Annotated in this window: 13 protein-coding genes; 4 read left to right on the top strand and 9 right to left on the bottom strand. The window is 71.2% G+C overall.

What is annotated here, in order from left to right; all coding sequences use genetic code 11:
- Positions 1-170 precede the first annotated feature (170 nt).
- From VGZ23_14345 to VGZ23_14330, 4 genes are all read left to right on the top strand, one after another.
- The gene (locus tag VGZ23_14345; GenBank protein HEV2358770.1) at positions 171-1,076 is read left to right on the top strand and encodes a GAF domain-containing protein; all 906 of its coding nucleotides are present in this window, start codon (positions 171-173) and stop codon (positions 1,074-1,076) included.
- 74 nt (positions 1,077-1,150) lie between these two features.
- Complete coding sequence (locus VGZ23_14340) at positions 1,151-5,782, top strand: CHASE domain-containing protein (protein ID HEV2358769.1); 4,632 nt, start codon at positions 1,151-1,153, stop codon at positions 5,780-5,782.
- Between the two features lie 64 nt (positions 5,783-5,846).
- Positions 5,847-6,866 (top strand): sensor domain-containing diguanylate cyclase, encoded by a 1,020-nt coding sequence (locus VGZ23_14335; protein HEV2358768.1) that lies wholly within the window; start codon positions 5,847-5,849, stop codon positions 6,864-6,866.
- Between the two features lie 106 nt (positions 6,867-6,972).
- Positions 6,973-7,620, top strand: a complete 648-nt coding sequence (locus VGZ23_14330; GenBank protein HEV2358767.1) for an SCO family protein — start codon at positions 6,973-6,975, stop codon at positions 7,618-7,620.
- 18 nt (positions 7,621-7,638) lie between these two features.
- On the opposite strand, the gene VGZ23_14325 is transcribed toward VGZ23_14330, so the two are convergent.
- The 9 genes from VGZ23_14325 to VGZ23_14285 form a co-directional block, all read right to left on the bottom strand.
- A complete protein-coding gene (locus VGZ23_14325; protein HEV2358766.1) occupies positions 7,639-9,849 on the bottom strand; it encodes an AAA family ATPase in 2,211 nt (736 codons plus the stop codon).
- Entirely contained in the window at positions 9,846-10,994 is a 1,149-nt protein-coding gene (locus VGZ23_14320) for a DNA repair exonuclease (protein HEV2358765.1), read from the bottom strand. The genes VGZ23_14325 and VGZ23_14320 overlap by 4 nt, the downstream gene beginning before the upstream one ends.
- Complete coding sequence (locus tag VGZ23_14315) at positions 10,991-14,137, bottom strand: UvrD-helicase domain-containing protein (GenBank protein ID HEV2358764.1); 3,147 nt, start codon at positions 14,135-14,137, stop codon at positions 10,991-10,993. The genes VGZ23_14320 and VGZ23_14315 overlap by 4 nt, the downstream gene beginning before the upstream one ends.
- A complete protein-coding gene (locus VGZ23_14310) occupies positions 14,130-14,753 on the bottom strand; it encodes a regulatory protein RecX (protein HEV2358763.1) in 624 nt (207 codons plus the stop codon). The genes VGZ23_14315 and VGZ23_14310 overlap by 8 nt, the downstream gene beginning before the upstream one ends.
- A 206-nt stretch (positions 14,754-14,959) precedes the next feature.
- A complete protein-coding gene (gene recA / locus VGZ23_14305) occupies positions 14,960-16,126 on the bottom strand; it encodes a recombinase RecA (protein ID HEV2358762.1) in 1,167 nt (388 codons plus the stop codon).
- Between the two features lie 188 nt (positions 16,127-16,314).
- Complete coding sequence (thpR, locus tag VGZ23_14300; GenBank protein ID HEV2358761.1) at positions 16,315-16,953, bottom strand: RNA 2',3'-cyclic phosphodiesterase; 639 nt, start codon at positions 16,951-16,953, stop codon at positions 16,315-16,317.
- Between the two features lie 51 nt (positions 16,954-17,004).
- Positions 17,005-18,267 carry a competence/damage-inducible protein A gene (locus VGZ23_14295; protein HEV2358760.1) on the bottom strand — a complete coding sequence of 421 codons (1,263 nt, stop codon included), beginning with the start codon at positions 18,265-18,267 and terminating at the stop codon, positions 17,005-17,007.
- Between the two features lie 37 nt (positions 18,268-18,304).
- Entirely contained in the window at positions 18,305-19,327 is a 1,023-nt protein-coding gene (locus tag VGZ23_14290; GenBank protein HEV2358759.1) for a RodZ domain-containing protein, read from the bottom strand.
- A gap of 133 nt (positions 19,328-19,460) precedes the next feature.
- A partial coding sequence (locus tag VGZ23_14285; protein ID HEV2358758.1) for a DNA translocase FtsK occupies positions 19,461-19,838 on the bottom strand: 378 nt, incomplete at its 5' end.

The raw sequence follows: 19,838 nt of genomic DNA, 5'->3' as shown, positions 1-19,838 counted from the left end.
GCTGCGGGGCCTCATCCTCGGCGGCGCCTCGGCCGATCAGATCCGCGCCGCCGCGCAGCAGGACGGCATGCGCCTCCTCCGCGATGACGGCGTTCAGAAAGTGCTGGAAGGCGTGACGACGGTCGAAGAGCTGCTGCGCGTTATCTTCGTGTCCGAGGGGGGAGCGTAACATGGCTGTAGGCAGAGCGCTCATCGACGACATCGAGCGGCGTGCCACCATCGCGGCGGCCGGCGGGGTGCCGGCAGGAGGCTGCCTGGCGGCCGGAGGTCCCGCGTCAGACGGGGCAGGTGCCGCATCCACGCAGGCCGCCGCCGCGGCGGTCGGACGCGCGCTTCTCATGGCGACCCAGGCGCCGCACGCCGCCGTGTTCCTCCGCGCGCCGAGCGGGGTCGTGACGTGTCCCTGGTCCCACAACCTGCCGGACGCGTACGTCCGCGACCTGATCACGCCGGACGGCGTCAATCCGTGGATCCACCTGATGAAACATCCCGAGCTCACGTGCGTGGACATGCCGAAGAACGGACGGACCCACAACCCCACACCGTGGTTCCTTCACGATGTCCAGGAACTCCCCCACCGCAATGCCGTCCGTCAGCGGCTCGAACGGGCCGGCCTGCGGTCGATCTGCACCTGGCCGCTCAGTCGCGGGGGCCGGGTCGTCGGCGCGGTGGTGTACTACTATGACGTCCCCCACGTCTGCTCGGCCCCGGAAGAGGAGACGATGCGCGCGTTCGCGCTGCAGGCGGCCGACGCCGTCCACGGCGGCGCCGCGAACCGGGCACGCGGGCAGAGTGCCGGCGAGCGCGTCATCAGCGTGGCCGGGCCGGGCGACGAGCAGGCGAGACTTTCCGAGACCCAGACCCGGTTGCGCGAGGAGCGCGACCGTCTTGCGGCCTTACAGCGTGATCTCGCCGCCGAACAGGCCCGGCTCGCGGCGGAACGGGCGTCGCTCGAAGCGGAGTACCGGCGCCTTGCCGATACGCGGGCCGCGTTTGCCGCGGAGTCGGAATGGCTCGCCGAGGTGCAACGGCGCCTGGACGGCGACACAGTCCAGAAGGCCGGCCGCCTGGCATAGACCGCTCGACGTTCTTCCACGCATCGCCGGTGAGGAGTCACGTGCCCACTTCGACCTCAGAAACGCGACCTACGATGAGCCGGTCGCTGCCGAGCGCGGCGTCCAGGAGCGATCTGGTTCGGGCGCTCGGCCTTGCGCTGGCATACTACGTCGCGGGCCGGTTGTCCGTGTTGCCCGCCAACCCTCGGGAGTATGCCATGACGGTGTGGCCGCCCGCGGGCATCGCGCTGGCCGGGTTGTTGCTCTTCGGGTACCGGGTGTGGCCGGGCATCCTGTTCGGCGCGTTTTTCACCACGCTCGGGCCGTCTTTCCACAGCGCGAGCGCCGCAGCACTCCTTCAGTCCACAGGCGCGGCGGCGGGCCTCGGCACCGGCGCCGTCCTCCAGGCGTCCGCCGGCGCGTGGCTGATTCGGCGATTCGTGGGGTTCCCGGCGGCGCTCGATGAGGCGGGCGACGTCGCCAAGTTCCTGATCCTGGGCGGGCCCGCGGCCTGTGCGCTCGGCGCGGCATGGAGCGTGGCCACGTTGACGGTCGCCGGCGTCGAGCCGTGGTCCGTTCTTCAGTTCAACTGGTGGACGTGGTGGGTCGGGGCATCGATCGGGGTCGTCGTGGTGACCCCGCTGATCCTGGTCTGGGCCGGGGAACCACGGTCCGTGTGGCGCGCCCGGCGGATCTCCGTCGGCCTGCCGCTGCTGGCCGCCTTCGCGCTGGCCGTCGTGGTGTTCCCCAAGGCCACGGCGTGGGAGCAGGCCTCGGCCAAGTTCGACTTCGAGCAGCGCTCGGCCGCCCTCGCGGACGCATTGAAGAACCGCGTCGATGGCGACATCGGCGTAGCCTACTCCATCGCCGGCTTCTACGCCGGAGCCGGAGCAGTCGACCGGCGCGGCTTCCGCGCCTTCGCCGGCGGGGCGCTGTCGCATCACCCTGGGATCACCGCGCTCGAATGGATCCCTCGCGTCCCCGCCGGGCAGCGGGACGTCTACGAGCGCGCCGCCCAGCGAGACGGGTATCCGGCCTTCCGGATCCACGCGCGCGGGCGTGACGGAGCGAATGTCCCGGTGGGACCGCGCGGCGAGTACTTCCCGGTGTACTTTGTCGAGCCCGCGCAGGGCAACGCGTCGGCCCTCGGATTCGACGCGGCGTCCGACCCCGACGAGCGCGCGGCGCTCCTGAGCGCCCGCGATGCGGGGACCCCGGTGGCCACGCCGCGGATCCCCTTGATGACGGGAACCGGGCGGTCATCCGGGGTCCTCGTCTTCCTGCCTGTGTACGAGTCCGGCTCGTCTGTCTCGACCGTCGAGCTGCGCCGCCGGAATCTCAAGGGATTCGCCGTGCTCGCCCTTCGCCCGGAGGACGTCGCGCGGACCACCCTTGCCGGTTCGCTGCTTCGCGGCGTCGATCTCCGAATCTACGACGATGCCGGCCTGCCCGGGCCCGAGCTGCTCTGGAGCTCCGTCCCCGCCGCCGACGTGCCTTCGTCCGCCGGCACCCTCTCCTGGCACATCGGCTTCTCGGTGGCGGACCGCCGGTGGAGTATCCAGGCGTCGCCGGGCTCGGGCTACCTGAGCCCCCGGGGATCCTGGCAATTGTGGGCGGTGCTTGCGACCGCCCTCGCCTTCACCGGCCTGCTGGCCTCGCTGCTCCTCATTGTGACCGGGCGTACGCTCAAAAGCGAGGCGCTCGCGCTGGAAAATTCCGGACTGTACAGGCGGTATCGGAGCCTGTTCGATGGAGTGCCGGTCGGCCTGTATCGCGCCGCCGAAGACGGGCAGATTCTCGACGTCAACCCGGCGTTTCTGCGAATGCTCGACTACCCCAGCCGCGATGCCCTGGAAGCCCTCAATGCGGCCCATCTCTATCTCGATCCCAAGCTCTGGGAGCGGTGGCGCACGCATCTGGAGCACGACGCGGCCACGACGGATTTCGAGAGCCAGTTGAAGCGGGCCGACGGATCGCTGCTGTGGGTCCAGGCGAGCATCAGCGCGACGCGCGACGCCGCCGGCCGGATCGCCTACTACGAAGGGGCGATCGTCGACATCACCGAGCGCAAGCAGGCCGAGGCGCACGTCGAGGCGCTCAACGTGATCGTGACCGCCGCAGCCGGCGCCGCCGATCTGCAGACGTTCCTGGACACATTGCTCGATCGCACGCTGGCGGCCCTGGAAGGAGACCACGGCGGCGTCTGGCTCGGGGCCGGCATCTTCGTCAATCGCCGCATGCCGGCCGGGCTCGGCATGGAGACGGTCATGTCCGCGGCGGAGGCCGCCGGGCTCGAGCTGACACAGGTCCAGGCGGTCGAAAACTGGGACCTCGCCGCGGGTCCGCTGGCGGAGGCCCTGGGACCGAACATCCGGCGGGCCGGCGTCCGGTCGTCGCTGATGGGGGCCCTGGTCGTCGACGGCCGGCAAATCGGAGGACTGCTGATCACGACGGCGCGCCCGCGGCGGTGGCTCGCGCCCGAGCTCAGGCTGGTGGAGGCGGTCGGCCGTCAGATCGGCGCAGTCGCCGAGCGGCTGCAACTGCTGGACGACGTGCGCGCCCACGCGCGGGACATCGAGACCCTGCACGGTCTCGGGGCGGCGCTCCGGCGAACCACGAGCCTCGGTGAAATCTACGCGCTCATCACGGAACGGACGATGGCGCTCCTGCGCGGCGACCACGCCGAGCTCCTCCTGCTCGAGCCCGACGGCCGCACATTCCAGCGCGCCAGCGCGCGCACCGCGAAGACGGTCCCGCTCGGCGCGGCATCCGCGGTTGGAGCAGGCATTGCGACCACGGCGATCGAACGCGCGGGCGCCTTCGTGATTCCCGATCTGACCGCGGCCTCCGCCGCCTCCGTCGGCGCCGCGCCCGCGGACGGCATCATGGGGCCCGGCGTCGCCGTCCCGCTGCGGGAGGGCGAGCGGGTCATCGGCGCGCTCGTCGCCGCACGCCGCCGGGACACCGCCCTCGGGCCGTTTGTCGCCAGAGACGCGGACCTCGCCACGGCCCTCGCGGAACTCGCCAGCCATGCGATCGACCGTACCCAGCTCGCGCAGCAGGTCGCGAACGAACTGGCGAACGTCCGCGGCCTCTACGAAGGCGCGCAGCGCATGGCCGAGACCCTCGATCTCCAGAGCCTGGCCGGCGAAGCGGTGAACCGTTGCGTGGAGGTGTTCGGCGCGAAGTTCGCGTGGATCGCGAAATTCGACGAAGCCGGCCGGCCGCAATGCCTCGCCCACCATCCGGATGTGACCGACGTCGGTCCCTTCATTGACGACTGGACCCGATCGATCGCCGCCGAGGCGGTGCGCGCGCCGCTCGCGGCCGGCCAGCCCGCCGTCGTGCAGAATCTCGGGGGACGCGCCGGAGCGACGGCGCCGCTCCCGGCCGAGCTCGATCTGCGCGCGCGGGGGACCTTTCCGCTGATCGGCCGGACGCGTACCTTCGGGGCGCTGGTGCTGTACGCGGGCCAGACCACGTTCTTCACCAAGGACCGCGTGGAGTTTTTCCAGGCCTACGCCCACCAATTGGCCGGGGCGTTGGAGAATGCCCGGCTGTACGACGACGCGAACCGCCGGCTCGAGCAACTCCAGGCGCTGCACGAAATCGATCAGGTGATCACCGGCAGCCTGGACCTGAACGCCAGCCTCAGCGTCGTGCTCGCCAAGACCGTGACGCAGCTCCACGCCGACGCGGCCTGCGTGCTGCTCTTCAATCCTCACCTGCAGGTCCTGGAGTACGCCGCCGGGCAGGGTTTCTCGTCCGACGCCTCCAGGCACGTGCGCCTCCGGCTCGGGGAGGGACTGCCGGGACAGGCCGCCCTCGAGCGACGGCGCGTCGGGGTCTCGAACCTCGATGCGGCGCCGGACGCCTCGCAGCTGATCGGCGTCCCGCACCGGCGTCTCGAACGATTCAAAGCCGCCTACGCCGCCCCGCTGACAGCGAAGGGCCAGCTGCTCGGGGTGCTCCACGTACTCTACCGGCAGTCCATGACGCCCAACGACGAATGGCTCGAGTTCTTCGACATGCTCGCGGGGCAGACGGCGATCGCCATCAGCGACGCGCGGCAGTTCCGGGCGCTCCAGCGATCCCACGACGACCTCATGCTCGCCTACGATACGACGCTCGCGGGCTGGGCGCGCGCCCTCGAGCTCAGGGACAAGGAAACGGCCGGCCACACCCAGCGGGTGACCGAGCTCGCCTTGCTCCTGGCGAGTCGCGTCGGCGTGCCGGAATCCGAGTTCATCCACCTGCGGCACGGCGCCCTGCTTCACGACATCGGCAAGATGGCCATCTCGGATACGATCCTCCTCAAGCCGGAGCGGCTCAACCCGGACGAGCGGGCGATGATGGAGCGCCACCCCGTGTACGCGCGCGACCTGCTGATGCCCATCCCGTACCTGCGGCCGGTGTTGGACATTCCTTACTGCCACCATGAGAAGTGGGATGGGAGCGGCTACCCCCGGGGCCTGACGGCCGAACAGATCCCCCTGGCCGCACGCATCTTCGCGGTCGTGGACGTCTGGGACGCGCTCACACAGGATCGGCCGTACCGCCGTGCGTGGTCCGACGATCGGGCCCGCGAGTACATTCGCGGCGAATTGGGGCGCCATTTTGACCCCCGCGTGGGCGAGACGTTTCTCCGGATGCTGGACGAGAACGCCGTGGGGCGCGCCGAGAACCCGGGCCTGAGCCTGGCCGGGGCTTCGCGTGGCGTCGCATGAGGGCGGGCGATCGGATGGAGTACGCGGCGATCGGACGGAGACCTGGGGGGAAGGTGATCCACCGATGATCACGGCAGCTCAGGCCGACAAATCGACGGCGTTCCTCGCCTGCCTGGCGAGCGACTTCACCGTGCTGCTCAGCCTGCCGGAGCTCGCCGAGCGCGCCCTCGAGGCGCTCGACGCGGAGCTCGGCTTCGATTCCTGCACGATCGGCCTGCTTGACGGACACAGCCCCGAGATTTTGACGTTCGTCGGCGCCTCGGGACTGTCACAGGAGGCTCGCGGGTTGAGGATCCCCCGGGGGCACGGCGTGGACTGGGCGGTGCTGGACACGGGCCGGCCCCTCTACGTGCCCGACCTCGCAGCCGAGCCGCGCGCCGTTCACCTGGACGCGCGAATTCGTTCGGGGATCTATGCTCCGCTCTGCGTGCAGGGGCGCGCGAAGGGTGTGCTGACCGCCCACCGCGGCCGCCCCGACGCGTTCTCCGCGACCGAGCTCGATCTCCTCACCGGCGTGGCCGGGTACCTGGCGGGTGCATGCGAGGTGGCGCGGCTGTCCGAGCAGCGCCGTGCGTTCGCGGTCACCGACCATCTCACCGGCCTGATGAACCGCCGGGCGTTCCTCGATCAGACGGAAGCCGAGATCAACCTGAGCCACCGGACCGGCCGGCCGTTCGCCGTGGCCATGCTGGATCTCAACGGGTTCAAGGCCGTCAACGACACGCACGGCCACGCGGCGGGCGACATGGCTCTGATTCGAGTGGCCGACGCCCTCCGACAGAGCACCCGCACCTACGACCGTGTCGTCCGTTGGGGCGGCGACGAGTTCGTCCTGCTTCTCCCCGCCACCACCGCGGCGCAGGCGCACGAACTCCTGGAGCGCGTCGGAAGCATCGCGGTGCCGCTGAACGACGCGCCGGCCGGCACCCAGCTCACGGTGTCGTGGGGAGTCGCGTCCTGGCCCGCGGACGGCGATTCACTCGAGATCCTCATGGGCGTCGCGGACGCCAGGCTGTACGACATGAAGAACCGCGAGAAGGCAGCGCGCAGCACCCGCGTGATCGCGGGGCCCCGGCGCGTGTGAGGGGTTTGGGCGGCGTGGTCCATGCCCTCTATGTATTCAGCGGCCAATCTACCGTCGCAGAAGAGGAGTAGTATATAGAAGGCGACTTTCCGGCGGAGGATTGGGAATGACCGAGGTACGGCGCTTCATGCAGCCGCGCGGGTGGTGGGTGGCCGCCGCGCTCATCGTGGTCCTGGGCGCCGGCGTCTGGTGGGCGCGCGCGCGCTTTGCGGCGCCGCCGCCGCTCGAGGGCGCGGTGCTGACGCCGCCCGTCCGCGCGTACGACTTCGCGCTGCCGGACCCGGACGGGCGGGCCGTGTCGCTGGCCGCCCTGCGCGGCAAGGTCGTCGTGCTGACGTTCCTGTACGCGCACTGCCCGGACGAATGCCCGCTCATCGCCGAGCAGTTCCACACGGTCCACGCCCAACTCGGCGGCCTCGGAGACCGCGTCGCCTTCATGGCGGTCAGCGTCGACCCATCCGGCGATACGCCCGATGCGATCCGCGAGTTTCTGGACCTTCATCACGTCACCGGCGTGCTCACGTACCTGCGCGGGAGCGCCGCGCAACTGCGCCCGGTGTGGGCGCACTACTTCGTCGCCAGCGATGCCAAGGACGGCGTCTCCCCAAGCACCGCGGCGGCCCAGGGCGTCAGCCACACGACGATCGTCTACGTGATCGACCCCCGGGGTCAGGTGCGGCTCTTTCTCCCCGCGAATTTCGATCCGAAGGATCTGATGACGGACATCCGGCTCCTGGCCCGGACCGCGCGCTAGGCGGATTTCAGCCGAGGGTTACGCCCGGCCGGATCGGTCGGCGACATCCGCGAGATGCGTGGGGCGAGACTCGTCTCCCGAGAGGACCACGACGTGGTCCGCGTACCGGTCGTATGCCGTCCGGCATGTGAACAGAAAGATCTGCCGGTCGCGGGCGAGGGCGCGCAGGAACGCCAACGCCGAGGCCTGGCGGTCGTCATCGTATGCCAGAAAGGGATCGTCCAGGAATAATGGGGGCCGCCGGCCTTCGGCCAGGAGATCCGCCAGGCCGAGGCGCAGCGCGAGGTAGCACTGGTCGACTCCGCCGCTGCCGATCTCCCGCGCGGACACGTCGGCCCATTCCTTCGGCGGACCCACCCACACGCGGGGGGCCAGCGTCTGTTCGTCGACGGTGATCCGCTCGTACGCGCCGTCCGACAACCGCCGGAGGTAGCCGCTCGCCAGCTCTTCCAGTCGTGCCCGGCCGGGCACGATCGTGGCGCGGTGCGCCTGGTCCAGGACGTCGTGCGTGAGCCGGAGGGCGGCGACCTGCCTCTGCTGGCGCGCGAGACGCGCATCGGTCTCGGCGATCTCCTCGTCCGCGCGGGCCAGCGCCTCCTGCGGCGAGCGCCCGGCGAGGCGGCCCTCGAGCCGCTGCAGGGCCGCCTTCTCCTCCTCGAGCGCCTGCCGCCGGTGCTGAGCGTCGAGCTGAAACCGCTGGAAGCCCGCCGCGTCCAGACGCCGAAGCGCGAGGTCCGGCTCTTCACGCTGGGCGCGCACGGCCCCCAGCTCCGTCATCGCCTGGCGGTGCGATTCCGCAATCCCCTCTTGGGTCTGCCCTCCGAGCAGGCCGTCGAGGATCTGGGCGGCAGACTTGCGCCGCTCGTGCACCGCCCGAAGGGCGCGCCGCCGTGCAACGGCGTCCGCCGCCGAGGCGGCGCCCAGCGTCTCCAGGCTGAGCCGAACCTCCTCGGCCGCCGCGGCCGCCCGCGCTTGAAGCGACGCCAGCTGATTCGCGTGCTCCCGTTCCCGAAGCGCCGCGCGTTCTGCATCGGCTTTGACCCGGCTTCCCGCGATGGCCGAGGCCACGGCGAGGGCGGCCGCCGCCGCGAGGGCGGCGAGGCCGGCCGCCTGCCGATGCACAGTGAGGAGCGCGATCCCGGCGAGGCCGATTGCCCCGGCCAGCGCGGACAGCCACGGGAGTCCGAGGCGAGACGCCGGCCGCCCGGCGGGCGATCCCGCCGGTCCCCGGACCGGCGCGTCCGCAACGCGCGGCCTCTCCAACTCGGCGAGTTGCTGGCGAAGGATCTGCGCGCGCGCCTCGGCCTGCTGGAGCGCGCTCAACGCCTCGTCGGAGATGGGCGGCAACTGCACGGCCGGGTCGCGGTCCGCCGCCGCCAGGTCGCGCGCCGCGGCGTCGATCCGCTCGAGACGGGCGGTCAGCTCACCGGCCCGCCGGCCCAGTTCCTCCCACCGGCGGTCCAACTCGTGCAACCGCCGGTTGGCTGCGAGGAGCGCCTCGTCCTCAGCGACGGCGCTCTCCAGCGCGGCGATGCGCGTGGCGCGCCGGTCCCGCTCGGCGGCCGCGCTCTCGATGTCCTTCACATCCGCGTCGAGCCGGCCGCGCTCGTCCGCCAACGCCTTGAGCCGCTCCTGGTCCCGCTTCAGGGGACCCGGGGCCGTCGCCGGACGGCCGCGCAGCCCGACCTCCTGCCGCCGGATCCAGTCGGCGATGGTCTTGAGGACCCGGGCCGCGTCGCTGTCGGTCCCGGTCATGATGCGAGACAGGTGGGCGCCGATCTCCCGCGACTCGTCCTGCACGGCCGCCAACTGCCACTGCCCGATGTGCGCCGTGGCCCGAAAGAGCGCCAGGCTCCCCAGCCCGAGCAACGCGCCCACCCGTTCCGCGGCATCCTTGGAGGTCTCCCACGCCCCGGCGTCGGATCGCAGCGCCGTCTTTTGCGACCCGAAGTCCTTGCGCAATTCATAGCGGTGCCCGTCCGCCTCGAACTCCAACGCGACCTCGCCCCCGGTGGGGGGTCCCCCACCGGGGGTCTGGGCCTCGTGCCACGGCCGGTACGACTTCGCCTCGGATGGACGAATCGGAAACAGCGCGGCTGAAAACGCGAGGTGCAGCGTGGATTTTCCGGCGTCGTTGCGCCCCCGGATGACGTTGAGTCCGGGGGCGAACGCGATCTCCTGATCGCCGAGTTTGCGGAAGGCACGGACCCGGATCCGGCGGACGATCATGCGGCCTGTCCCCCGCCGGGGGGCAGCTCCATCGTCCCCTGCAGCAGGGCGATGCCGTAGGCCAGAGCCTCTTCCGCGAGCGCCCGATCGTCGCCCTGCCGCGCCGCGATCTGCTCCCACATGTCCCCGACGAAGCGGCCGATCACCGTATGGTCGGGGTACTGCGATGGGTCGACTACCTCGGGCCGCAGCTGCGACTCGTCGCGGACGTCGAGGCGGAAAAACGACGCGGCCAGCTCGTCGCAGAGGCGCGCGGCCAGCACCCGGCTGTCGGGGCCGCCGAGGCCGGTCAGCACGACGCGCAGCGCCAGATCGGGATCGGCCTGGGCGCGGATGCGCCGGGCGATCGCCTCCCCGTCCCCCGCCGTTGCGAGATCGACGGCGAGGCGCCCGCTGCGCCGGCGGCCGACGCGCCGGGGTTCCACCTCCGCGCGGCCCGGGGCCGGAATCGTGACCAGCAAGACGTGGCCCGCCTGCGCCTCGTCCGCGTCGATCAGTTCCGGCGCCCCGCTGTAGTACGCGGTGACGCCGCCCGCGGAGACGTCCTGCGCCGAGTGCCAGTCGCCGAGGGCGAGATAGTCCACCTGGCTCGCGCCGATCTCCCGCGGCGTGATCATCGTGAACCGCGCTTCGAAGTCCGGCCGTTCCACGCTCCCGTGCGCCACGGCGACTTGGTAGCGCGTCTCGCGGCGCACCGGCAGCCCGGCGAGCGGACTGTCGGCGGACAGGCGCCGCGGCGCCGACCGTCCCACGATCGTCAGATCGCGGTCGGCGATCACGCGCCCGCCCAGCTGCTGGCCGAACACCGTCAGCCCGGGGCAGCGGCGCTCCAGCTCGGCCCACACGCCCGCGCTGCCTTCGCCGAGCGGATCGTGGTTCCCGGCGATCGCGCAGACGGGGATGCCGGCCTGCCCCAGCCTGGCCAACTGGTCGGCCGCGAACGCCGCGTGCACGCGAGATGCGGCCACGGAATCGAAGAGATCGCCCGCGATGAGCATCGCGTCCACCCGCTCCGCCAGGGCGAGATCGATGACCCGCGCAAACGTTTCCCGGAGTTGCTTGCGCTGCTCCGCGCCGCGGTCCCCGAGAACCTTGAACGTCGCCCCCAAATGCACGTCCGACGTGTGCAGCAGCCGCAGGCTCATTCCGGCGCCGCCGTGAACGGACAGATCTGCTTGAACGCGCAGTACGGGCACGCCCGGTAGGGATCGGGCGTCGCGGCGAACTGCCGGGCCCGAATGCCCGCGGCCGCGCGCTCGATCATCTCGCCGGCCTCCGCGATGTCGTCCGCGTCCTTCCGGGCGCGTCCCACCATGATCTCCCGCCCGAGGAAGTGCAGCTCCACCCGGTCCGGCGGCCGGCCGAGCACCTGCTGATAGGCCAGCGCGTAGATCGCCAGCTGGTCGCTGTCCCGCGTGCGCCGGTCGGCGTCCTCCTGCGTGCGCACGTCCGTGCTCTTGAAGTCGATGACCACGACCTCGTCGCCCCGGATGTCGACGCGGTCCCACCGTCCGCGGACGTAGGCGGGGCCGCACCGGAACCGGAACTCGCGCTCGACGAACGTCGGGACGGTTCCGCCGGCCTCCTGGTACGCGAAGAAGCGGCGCACGACGGCGCGGCCCTCCTCGAGCCGCCGGTCCTCGTGCTCGCGGCTGAGGAACCCCTCGCTGATCCACGCGCGCTCGAGCGTGGCGACGAGATCGTCCGCCGTCACCGGCTGCCGCCGCGCCCGCCGGCGGTTGTATTCCTGCACCGCCTCGTGCAGCGCGGCCCCGTACGCGATCCGGTGGTCCCGCAGAATCGGTACGCGGAGCAGATGAATGTACCGGTACTTGTACGGGCACGTCGTATAGTCGTCGACCTGCCGGAACGACAGCGGCACCGGATCTTCGGACGGCGGCAGCAGCACGATTGGGCCGCCGGCCCCGCCGTCCCCGCCCGGGAGGAGGACGGGCGGGGCGTGCCGCTCGATCGCCTGCGCCGGCGATGCGGGGCCGGGGATCGACTCGATGCGCGGCAGATCGAGCGCCTCCAGCACGAACGGGCTCACCTTGCGGCGGCGCACGCCGCCGTAGTCCCACGCACCGGTCAGGTACAGTTCGCGCCGCGCGCGCGTCATGCCGACGTAACAGAGCCGGCGCTCCTCCTGCAGGTGGAAGTCGCCGCTCGGCAGGAGGTCACGCATGAGCGCGTCCGGCAGCGCCAGCGGGTCCCGGCGCGCCCGCGACGGGAACTTCTCCGCCACGAGACTCACCAGGAAGACGACCGGGAATTCGAGGCCCTTCGCTTTGTGCATCGTGAGGATGTGCACGGCGTCGACCTCGGCGTCCGCCTCGGCCGTGGCCGGATCGTCGCCGGCGTCGATCAAGAGGTCCAGATAGGCGGCGAACGCGGGGACCCGGTCGACCTGCGCGGTCGCACCGTACCGCGCGACGAGATCGAAGAACCGGGCGATGTTGGCGACCCGGTGGCCGTCGGCGGGATCCTGGGAGGCCGCGAGGCGGTGGACGTACCCGGTCCGCGTCACCGCGTACTCATACAGGACGCGGCCGGTGGCCATCGTGGCGGCGAGGCGCCCCATCGCGTCGAGGTCGTCGACGAGACGGGCGACGACTGTCCGTCCCTCCGCCGAGACGTCCAGATCCTCGAGCCGCGGCAGCGCCCGATAGATCTGATTGAGCGATCGGTTGCGCCGCTGCCCGTAACTCATGCAGGCCGCCAGGTCCGCCGGCGGCACCTCGTACAGCGGCGACGCGCTCAAGAGGTACAGGGACATGCTGTCCCCCGGATGTGCCAGCACGCGTAGGAACGCGGTCAGCAGGCGAATCTCCTCGCGATCGTACAGGCCCCGCGTGCCGGTGAACGTGAAGGGGATGCCCCGCATGTTGAGCGCCCGCATGAAGGGATCCGCGTCCCGGTTGGCGCGGACGAGGATCGCCACGTCGCGGGGGCGCCAGCGGCCGGCGCGGGCGGCGCCGTCGATCCGGGCGGCCACGGCGTCCGCCTCCTCGCCGAGGGTCTCAAACTGCAGGTGCTGCGGCGGCGCGCCCGCCGCCGCGGCGGCGCGCAGGCGCTTGTCGATGCCCTGCCGCACTTCCAGGCGGTCGGGGTCGTTGTGGCGGATCAGACGGTAGGCCGCGTCGAGGATCTGCTGCGTCGAGCGGAAGTTGCGGGTGAGCACGACCGTCCCGGCCTCGGGATACGCCTCGATGAAGTACGCGATGTTGCTGTAGGAGGCGCCGCGCCACCGGTAGATTGCCTGGTCGTCGTCCGCGACCACCGTCAGGTTGCGGCGGTCGCCGGCGAGGAGCTGGACCAATTCGAACTGCGCGAAGTTGGTGTCCTGAAACTCGTCGACGAGCACATGGCGAAACTGTGACTGGTACGCCTGCCGGATGGACGGGTGCTCCCGGAGGAGCCGGAGCGTCAGCATGATGAGATCGCCGAAATCCACGCAGCCGGCCTCGGCCAGCATCGCCTGGTACGCGCGGTAGGCGGCGGCGATCTCCCGCTGCTGCCGCGCCGTCTCGGCGAGGACCGCGTTCTCCGGCTGCGAGGCGGCGTCGGCCGCCAGGCGGTCCGCGTACGCCGCGTAGTCCTCCGGCCGCACGTCTTCGTCTTTGGCGCGGCTCCACAGCGTGATGAGCGCGTCGACGTGCCGGGTCGGATCGCCGAGCGGGCGGAAGTAGTCGAGGGGCAACTGGAAGAGCCGCTCCCGGACGAAGATCACCTGTTCGGGACGGCTCAGCACCCGGAAGTCCGGCGAGAGGCCGATGTGCAGCGCGTTCTCACGGAGCACCCGGTCGCCAAAGGCGTGAAACGTGCTGATCCAGGTGTCGGTGTAGCCGTAGGGCACCAACCGGTCGACCCGCTCCTCCATCTCGGCCGCGGCCCGATCGGTGAAGGTCAGCGCGAGGATTTCGCTCGGACGGGCCAGGCGGGTCGTAATGAGGTGGGCGATCCGGCGGGTGATGACGGCGGTCTTGCCGGTCCCGGCGCCCGCGACGATCAGCAGCGGGCCTCCCGCGTGGGTGACGGCCCGGCGCTGCTCGTCGGTCAGGCCGTCGAGGATCTCCCCGGCACGCGACGGCCCGCCTGCCCCGTGCGAATCGGGGTCCGAGCTTCGAGGCAACTCGGACACAACGAGGTCGAGATCGTCGCGCACCGCGGAGGAGACGGGCGCGGCGGCCACAACCTCGCCATCCCCTTCGGGGGGCGGTTCGTCGGAGACGAGCGCCAGCGGCAGTTGATCGGATTCCGCCCGGCTGGGGGCGCGGCCGTCACGCATCCGTGTCACCGCGGTCGCTTCCCGTCTGACGCAGGACCTCCGGCCGCCCTCCGGCGGCCCCCTGCCGTTGCACCGTCCGAAGGACTCGTACGATTGTCTGTGCTGCGAATCCCCGGCGCTGGAGGACACCGGCCAGCCGCCGGACCCTGGCCTCCCAGGGGAGATGCGCGTATGCGTGGAGCCGGCGCACCGCCACATCGCGCGCGCGCCGCTCTTCCGCGTCGGCGACATCTTCTTCGCCGTGCACCTCGCGGATGGCCTGCTCGATCAGCGAACTCGGGACGCCCTTTTCACGCAACTCCGACCGGAGCCGCAACAGCCCGCACGGATGGGTCGCGAGCCGGCCGCGCACCCACGATCGGGCGAATTCGAGATCGTCGAGATAGCCGGCGTCCGCGAGATGGCCCACCACCGCCGCCGCCGGCTCCGCCGGCACGCCGGCGCGCCGAAGCCGTTCGCGCAACTCGGCGATGCTGCGCGGACGCGCGGCGAGCAGCCGCACCGCGGTTTCGCGGGCGTGCCGATAGGCGTCGTCGCGTTCGAGGATCGTCAGCACCGGCGGGGCGAGCACGAGACCGGGCTCGAGACCGAGCCGGGAGACCCGCTCGGCGTCCACATGCAGACGGCGCCCGTCGTCGAAGATCAGGAGGCGGACCTCACCGGCGGTCGTGGGTCCACGGTCGAGGGCACGAATCTCAGCGACACGTGCGGCGGCCTCGACCCTTACACGGGCTCCCGGACGGACACCGCGGTCGGCCCCGGTGGGACGACGGCGGCTGCCGGGAACCCGGACGCGGACCGCAGGGACTTTCCCTGCCGGGCTCAACGCTGGGCCCGAGACGGTACTCCCTTCACGGCCGCGGCGGCCGCCGCGGCCTCTCGGCGCCCGTCATCGGGCGATCCGGGGCGCTTCGTTTCCGGACCCACGCCGTTGCCTCCCGAGGGCGGCAGACCGCCGGCAGAGGACGCGGCATCCGAGGCCGCCGGAGACACCGGCGAGCGGCTGATCCCAAGCTTCTCCCGCGTTCTCGCTTCGATCTCCCGAGTCAGCTCGGGATTGCTCTCGAGGAACTCGCGGGCGTTATCGCGCCCCTGCCCGATCTTCATGTCCTTGTACGCAAACCAGGTCCCCGCACGCTGGACGATGCCGTGGAGCGCGGCCACGTCGAGCAAACTGCCGGACTTGCTGATCCCGCGCGGGAAGATGATGTCGGCCTCGCAGTCCCGGAACGGTGCGGCCAGTTTGTTCTTGACGACCTTGATCCGAACGCGCTGGCCGATGACCTGATCGCCGGACTTCAGCGACTCGATCCGGCGGATCTCCATGCGCACGGAGGCATAGAACTTGAGCGCGCGGCCGCCGCTCGTCACCTCGGGGTTTCCGAACATTACGCCGACCTTCTCGCGCAGCTGGTTGATGAAAACCATGGTGGTGCGGGATTTGCTGATGGCGCCGACGAGTTTGCGCATCGCCTGCGACATGAGCCGGGCCTGCAGGCCGACGTGCGCATCGCCCATCTCGCCGTCCAACTCGGCCCGGGGCACGAGCGCCGCCACCGAATCGACCACGATCACGTCGATCGCGCCGGACCGAACGAGCATCTCGCCGATCTCGAGCGCCTGCTCACCGGAGTCGGGCTGGGAGATCAGGAGGTTGTCGATGTCCACGCCGACGTTGCGGGCGTATTCGGTGTTGAGGGCGTGTTCGGCGTCGATGAACGCCGCGACGCCGCCTTCACGCTGCGCCTCGGCGATGACGTGATATCCGAGGGTGGTCTTGCCCGACGACTCCGGGCCGTAGATTTCCACGATCCGACCGCGGGGCACTCCGCCGACGCCCAGGGCGACGTCCAGAGCCAGCACGCCGGTCGGGATCACGTCGACGCTCAACTTGGCCTGGTGCTCGCCGAGCTTCATGATGGATCCCTTGCCGAACTGCTTCTCGATCTGGGTCAGGGCGAGGTCCAGGGCGCGCTGCCGCTCGTTCATCGGGACCTTCCTTCCGCCGCGTCGACGGCCGAGTTATGCGAGTTTTGCTGGTTTAAGTTGGCCTCACGATACCAAACGTTTGTTCGGCTGTCAAGCCACACTGTGAACATTTGCCCATCACGCAGTCGTCTCGCCATGCTCCTCCTAAGCCGCCACGCCTCGCTCCATGGGATTCGTCACAGCCCTTCCTAAACCCCGGGATCGCCGTCCAGCCGGCTTGAGGCCACAACGGTGTGAGTGGGACCCGAGGAGCCGAGCACGCTCTCCACGACCGCCATTTCCGTCACCCGCTGGCCACCGAGTGCGATCTCGCCGAACGTTTCGCGGAGTGCCCTGAGATCAGGGGGACGGCCGCTCCCCCTGACGCGCGCCAGGGTCAGGTGCGGCGCGAACGGGCGATCATCGCACGGCACGCGGTGGGTACGTAACGCGCGCCGGAGCGCCTCGGCAAGGGCGATGAGCCGGTCCGCGCCGCCCGTCACGCCCACCCACACGACGCGCGGAGCGGCGGTCGACGGAAACGCGCCGAGGCCGGCGAAGGCGATCGCAAACGGCGCCGCCGACGTCCCGACGTCCCGCGCGGCGTCGACGGTGCGGTGCACTTCGGCCGAGGTGACGTCGCCGAGGAACTGGAGCGTAAGATGCATGTGCTCCGGCGCAACCCACCGGAAGCGATCGGCGTGGACCGCGAGCGTCCGGCGCGCCTGCTCCGCGGCGCGGCGGACGTCCGCCGTCAACGGCACGGCGATGAAGATGCGATGGCGCCCCGGTTCGTCTCGCCCCGGCCGTCCGGCACCCGCCTCGTCACCTCCGGCGTGCCCGCTCAACGGCCTCCGCGGGGTCGGGCGGAGCGACCGCAATACCTCCGCCGGTACCGCTCATGCGCCGTCCCCGGTATGCTCGAGAAGGTGCAGGCGAATCACGTCGAGCGCCGTCTGCGAGGCGAGGTACTGGATGCCCTGCCGGCCCGGCTCGGTTCCGTACCGCATTTCGCGGACCTCCGTGCCGCCGGCGTGGGCGAGCGCGAGAAATACGAGCCCCACCGGCTTGTCCGGCGCGCCGCCGGACGGGCCGGCGATTCCGGTCGTCGCGATTGCGAGGTCCGTCTCCGCGTGCGCGCGGGCGCCGTCCGCCATCGCGCCGGCCACCTCGCGGCTGACCGCGCCATGGCGGGTAATCAGATCCGGCGGCACCCCAAGCCACCGGCTCTTCGCCGCGTTGCTGTAGGCGATGACGCCGCCGTCGAGATACACCGAAGCGCCGGGCGTCCGGGTGAGCCGGTGCGCGATGAGCCCGGCGGTGCACGATTCCGCGACCGCGATCGTCATCCTGGCCGCGGCCAGCAGACGGGCGACCGTTTCCTCCAGGGTCTGGTCGCCCACCGCGTAGATAGCGCGGCCCAGGCGCTCGCGAATCGCCAGCTCGGTCTCGTCGAGCAGGCCGTCGACGACGTTCTCCTGGCCGTGGGCGGTGAGACGGAGGTGACACTCGCCCGTGTGCGCGTACGGCGCGATCGTCGGATTGGTCCCCGCCCGCATGAGATCGCGCAGCCGGTCCTCCACCAGCGACTCGCCCATGGCGACACGAACGATGCGCGAGCGAATGACGTCGTCGCCGGCCAGCCCTCGGGCGCGCAAATACGGGACGACGTGATCCTCGATCATGCCCCTCATTTCCCGGGGCACGCCGGGGGTGAAGACGACTGTCTTGCCCGCATGCTCGAGAATGACGCCCGGCGCGCTGCCCCGGGTGTTGGGAATCATGCGGGCGCCGCGCGGCAGCATCGCCTGCTTCACCTGTTGGCTGCTCAACGGGCGGTTGCGGCGGCGGAAGAATTCCTGGACGTGCGCCCAGGCCTTTTCGTTGCGCTCCAGCGGCAACCCCAGCGCCTCGGCGACCGCGGCGACGGTCAGATCGTCGTCCGTCGGCCCCAGTCCGCCGGTGGCGATGACGAGATCCACGCGGCCGAGCGCCTCGCGAAACACCTCCTGCACGCGGCGGACATTGTCGCCCACGGTCGACCGGTAGTAGACGGCGATGCCGAGATCGGCCAGCACGTTGCACAACCACACGGCGTTCGTGTCCGTGATCTGCCCGAGGAGATGCTCCGTCCCGACCGACACGATTTCCGCGCGCGTCACCGGCGGATCTCCTCGCGGTGACTCCGGAGCGCGCCCGTCACTTGTTGTTGTTCGCGGGAGAACTCGGCGGGGTCGCCGGGGGCGGATTGCCCGGAGCCGCGGCGGGGGGCGCACCGGACGGAACGCTCGGTGCGGGACCGGACGGAGCGCTCGACGGCGCACCGGGCGAGGGCGCGGCGGTCGGGGGAGCGGCGGGCGCGGTGACGGAGCCGCCGACGGTGAACGTCCGATCGACGACGTCACCCGGATTGCCGAGCCGGCCGAGGGCCTGTCCATTGACGGCCACATCGAGGGCGCTCGCGTTGCCGACCCGAAGGCTGACCTGCTTTTGGCCCTGCCACACCTGATGGTCGCCCGCGCTCACGAACCCCTCGAAGACGACGCTTCCGTCGGCCACAACCCGCAGCCACGTTCGGTCGGTCGCGTCAACGGCGACCGCCACGTGTTGCCCGGTGATGGTCCCGCGGACGGTACCCGGTGGCGATGCCGGCCCGATGCCGGATGCCCCCGACGTCGGGGTGACGGGCGCTGGGGCGCCGGCCGCGGATTGGCCCCCTCCCGCCGCCGGCGCGGCGCTCGCCGGGGCAATCTTGGACGGCGGCGCCGTGGGCGGCGTCTGCGCGCCGGCCTGCGCCGGTGTGGCGGTGACCGGCCGCGGACGCGTGGCGGCGTATTGCCGGAGCTGCCCGTACAACACGTAGGAGAGAAACAGGCCGCCGCCGAGCAACACCACCACGATCGCCGTCACGATGCGACGCAGCCGGGAGTACGGTGTCGCGGGTGTGATGCGGACTTCGACCGGTGCCGGGCGCGCGGCGCTCAGCGCCGGCGCCACAGAAAAGAGGCCCATCACCTCGTCCGGCGGCAGGCCCAATTGTCTCGCGTAACTCCCGAGGAAACCCTTGGCGTACGCGGCCCCCGGCAACTCGTCCCACGCCTCGCGCTCGAGCGCCTCCAGGTAGCGGCGCCGGATGCGCGTCGCTGCCTCGACCTCCTCTAGGGAAAGTCCGCGCGCCGTGCGGGCGTTGCGAAGCCGCTCGCCGATCCCCGCTGAAGCCATAGCGCCTCCGGGTTTCTGGAGACCAAAACCTCTTTCCTGCGGTCCGGGGCCGGAACCGTGCGCCGCATACGAGATATATGCCCAGGGTACCCGGCGTGATTCCACCGCCGGGACGCGTCATGAGAAGCGGGCATCAATCGGACGCGTCCTCTGCCGCGGCGGCCGCCCGCGCAGGTCGGGGCTCGCCGGTCCCCCCCTCGCGCAGCGTCCGGTCCAGTTCCTCGAGCCCGACCAGGACCTCTCTCGGACTGGAGCCCTGGGGCGGTCCCACGATCCCCTTCTCTTCCAACTGGTCGACGAGCCGCGCCGCGCGGACGTACCCGATGCGCATCTTGCGCTGCAGCAGCGAGACAGAGGCGTACCCGGAGCGCACCACGAGGCGCGCGGCGTCCCCGAGGAGCGCGTCGGCCGCGGGCGCCTCCTCGGCCGGGCCGTCGGCCGTCGCCTGCACCAGCGCGTCGACGTACGCGGGTTCGCCCTGCGTTCTCCAGAACTGTACGAGGCGCTCGGT

The organism is bacterium (assembly GCA_035945995.1).
GTDB lineage: Bacteria > Sysuimicrobiota > Sysuimicrobiia > Sysuimicrobiales > Segetimicrobiaceae > DASSJF01.
The sequence above is the reverse complement of the archived record's forward strand: the minus strand, read 5'-3'. Positions and strand labels throughout refer to the sequence as shown.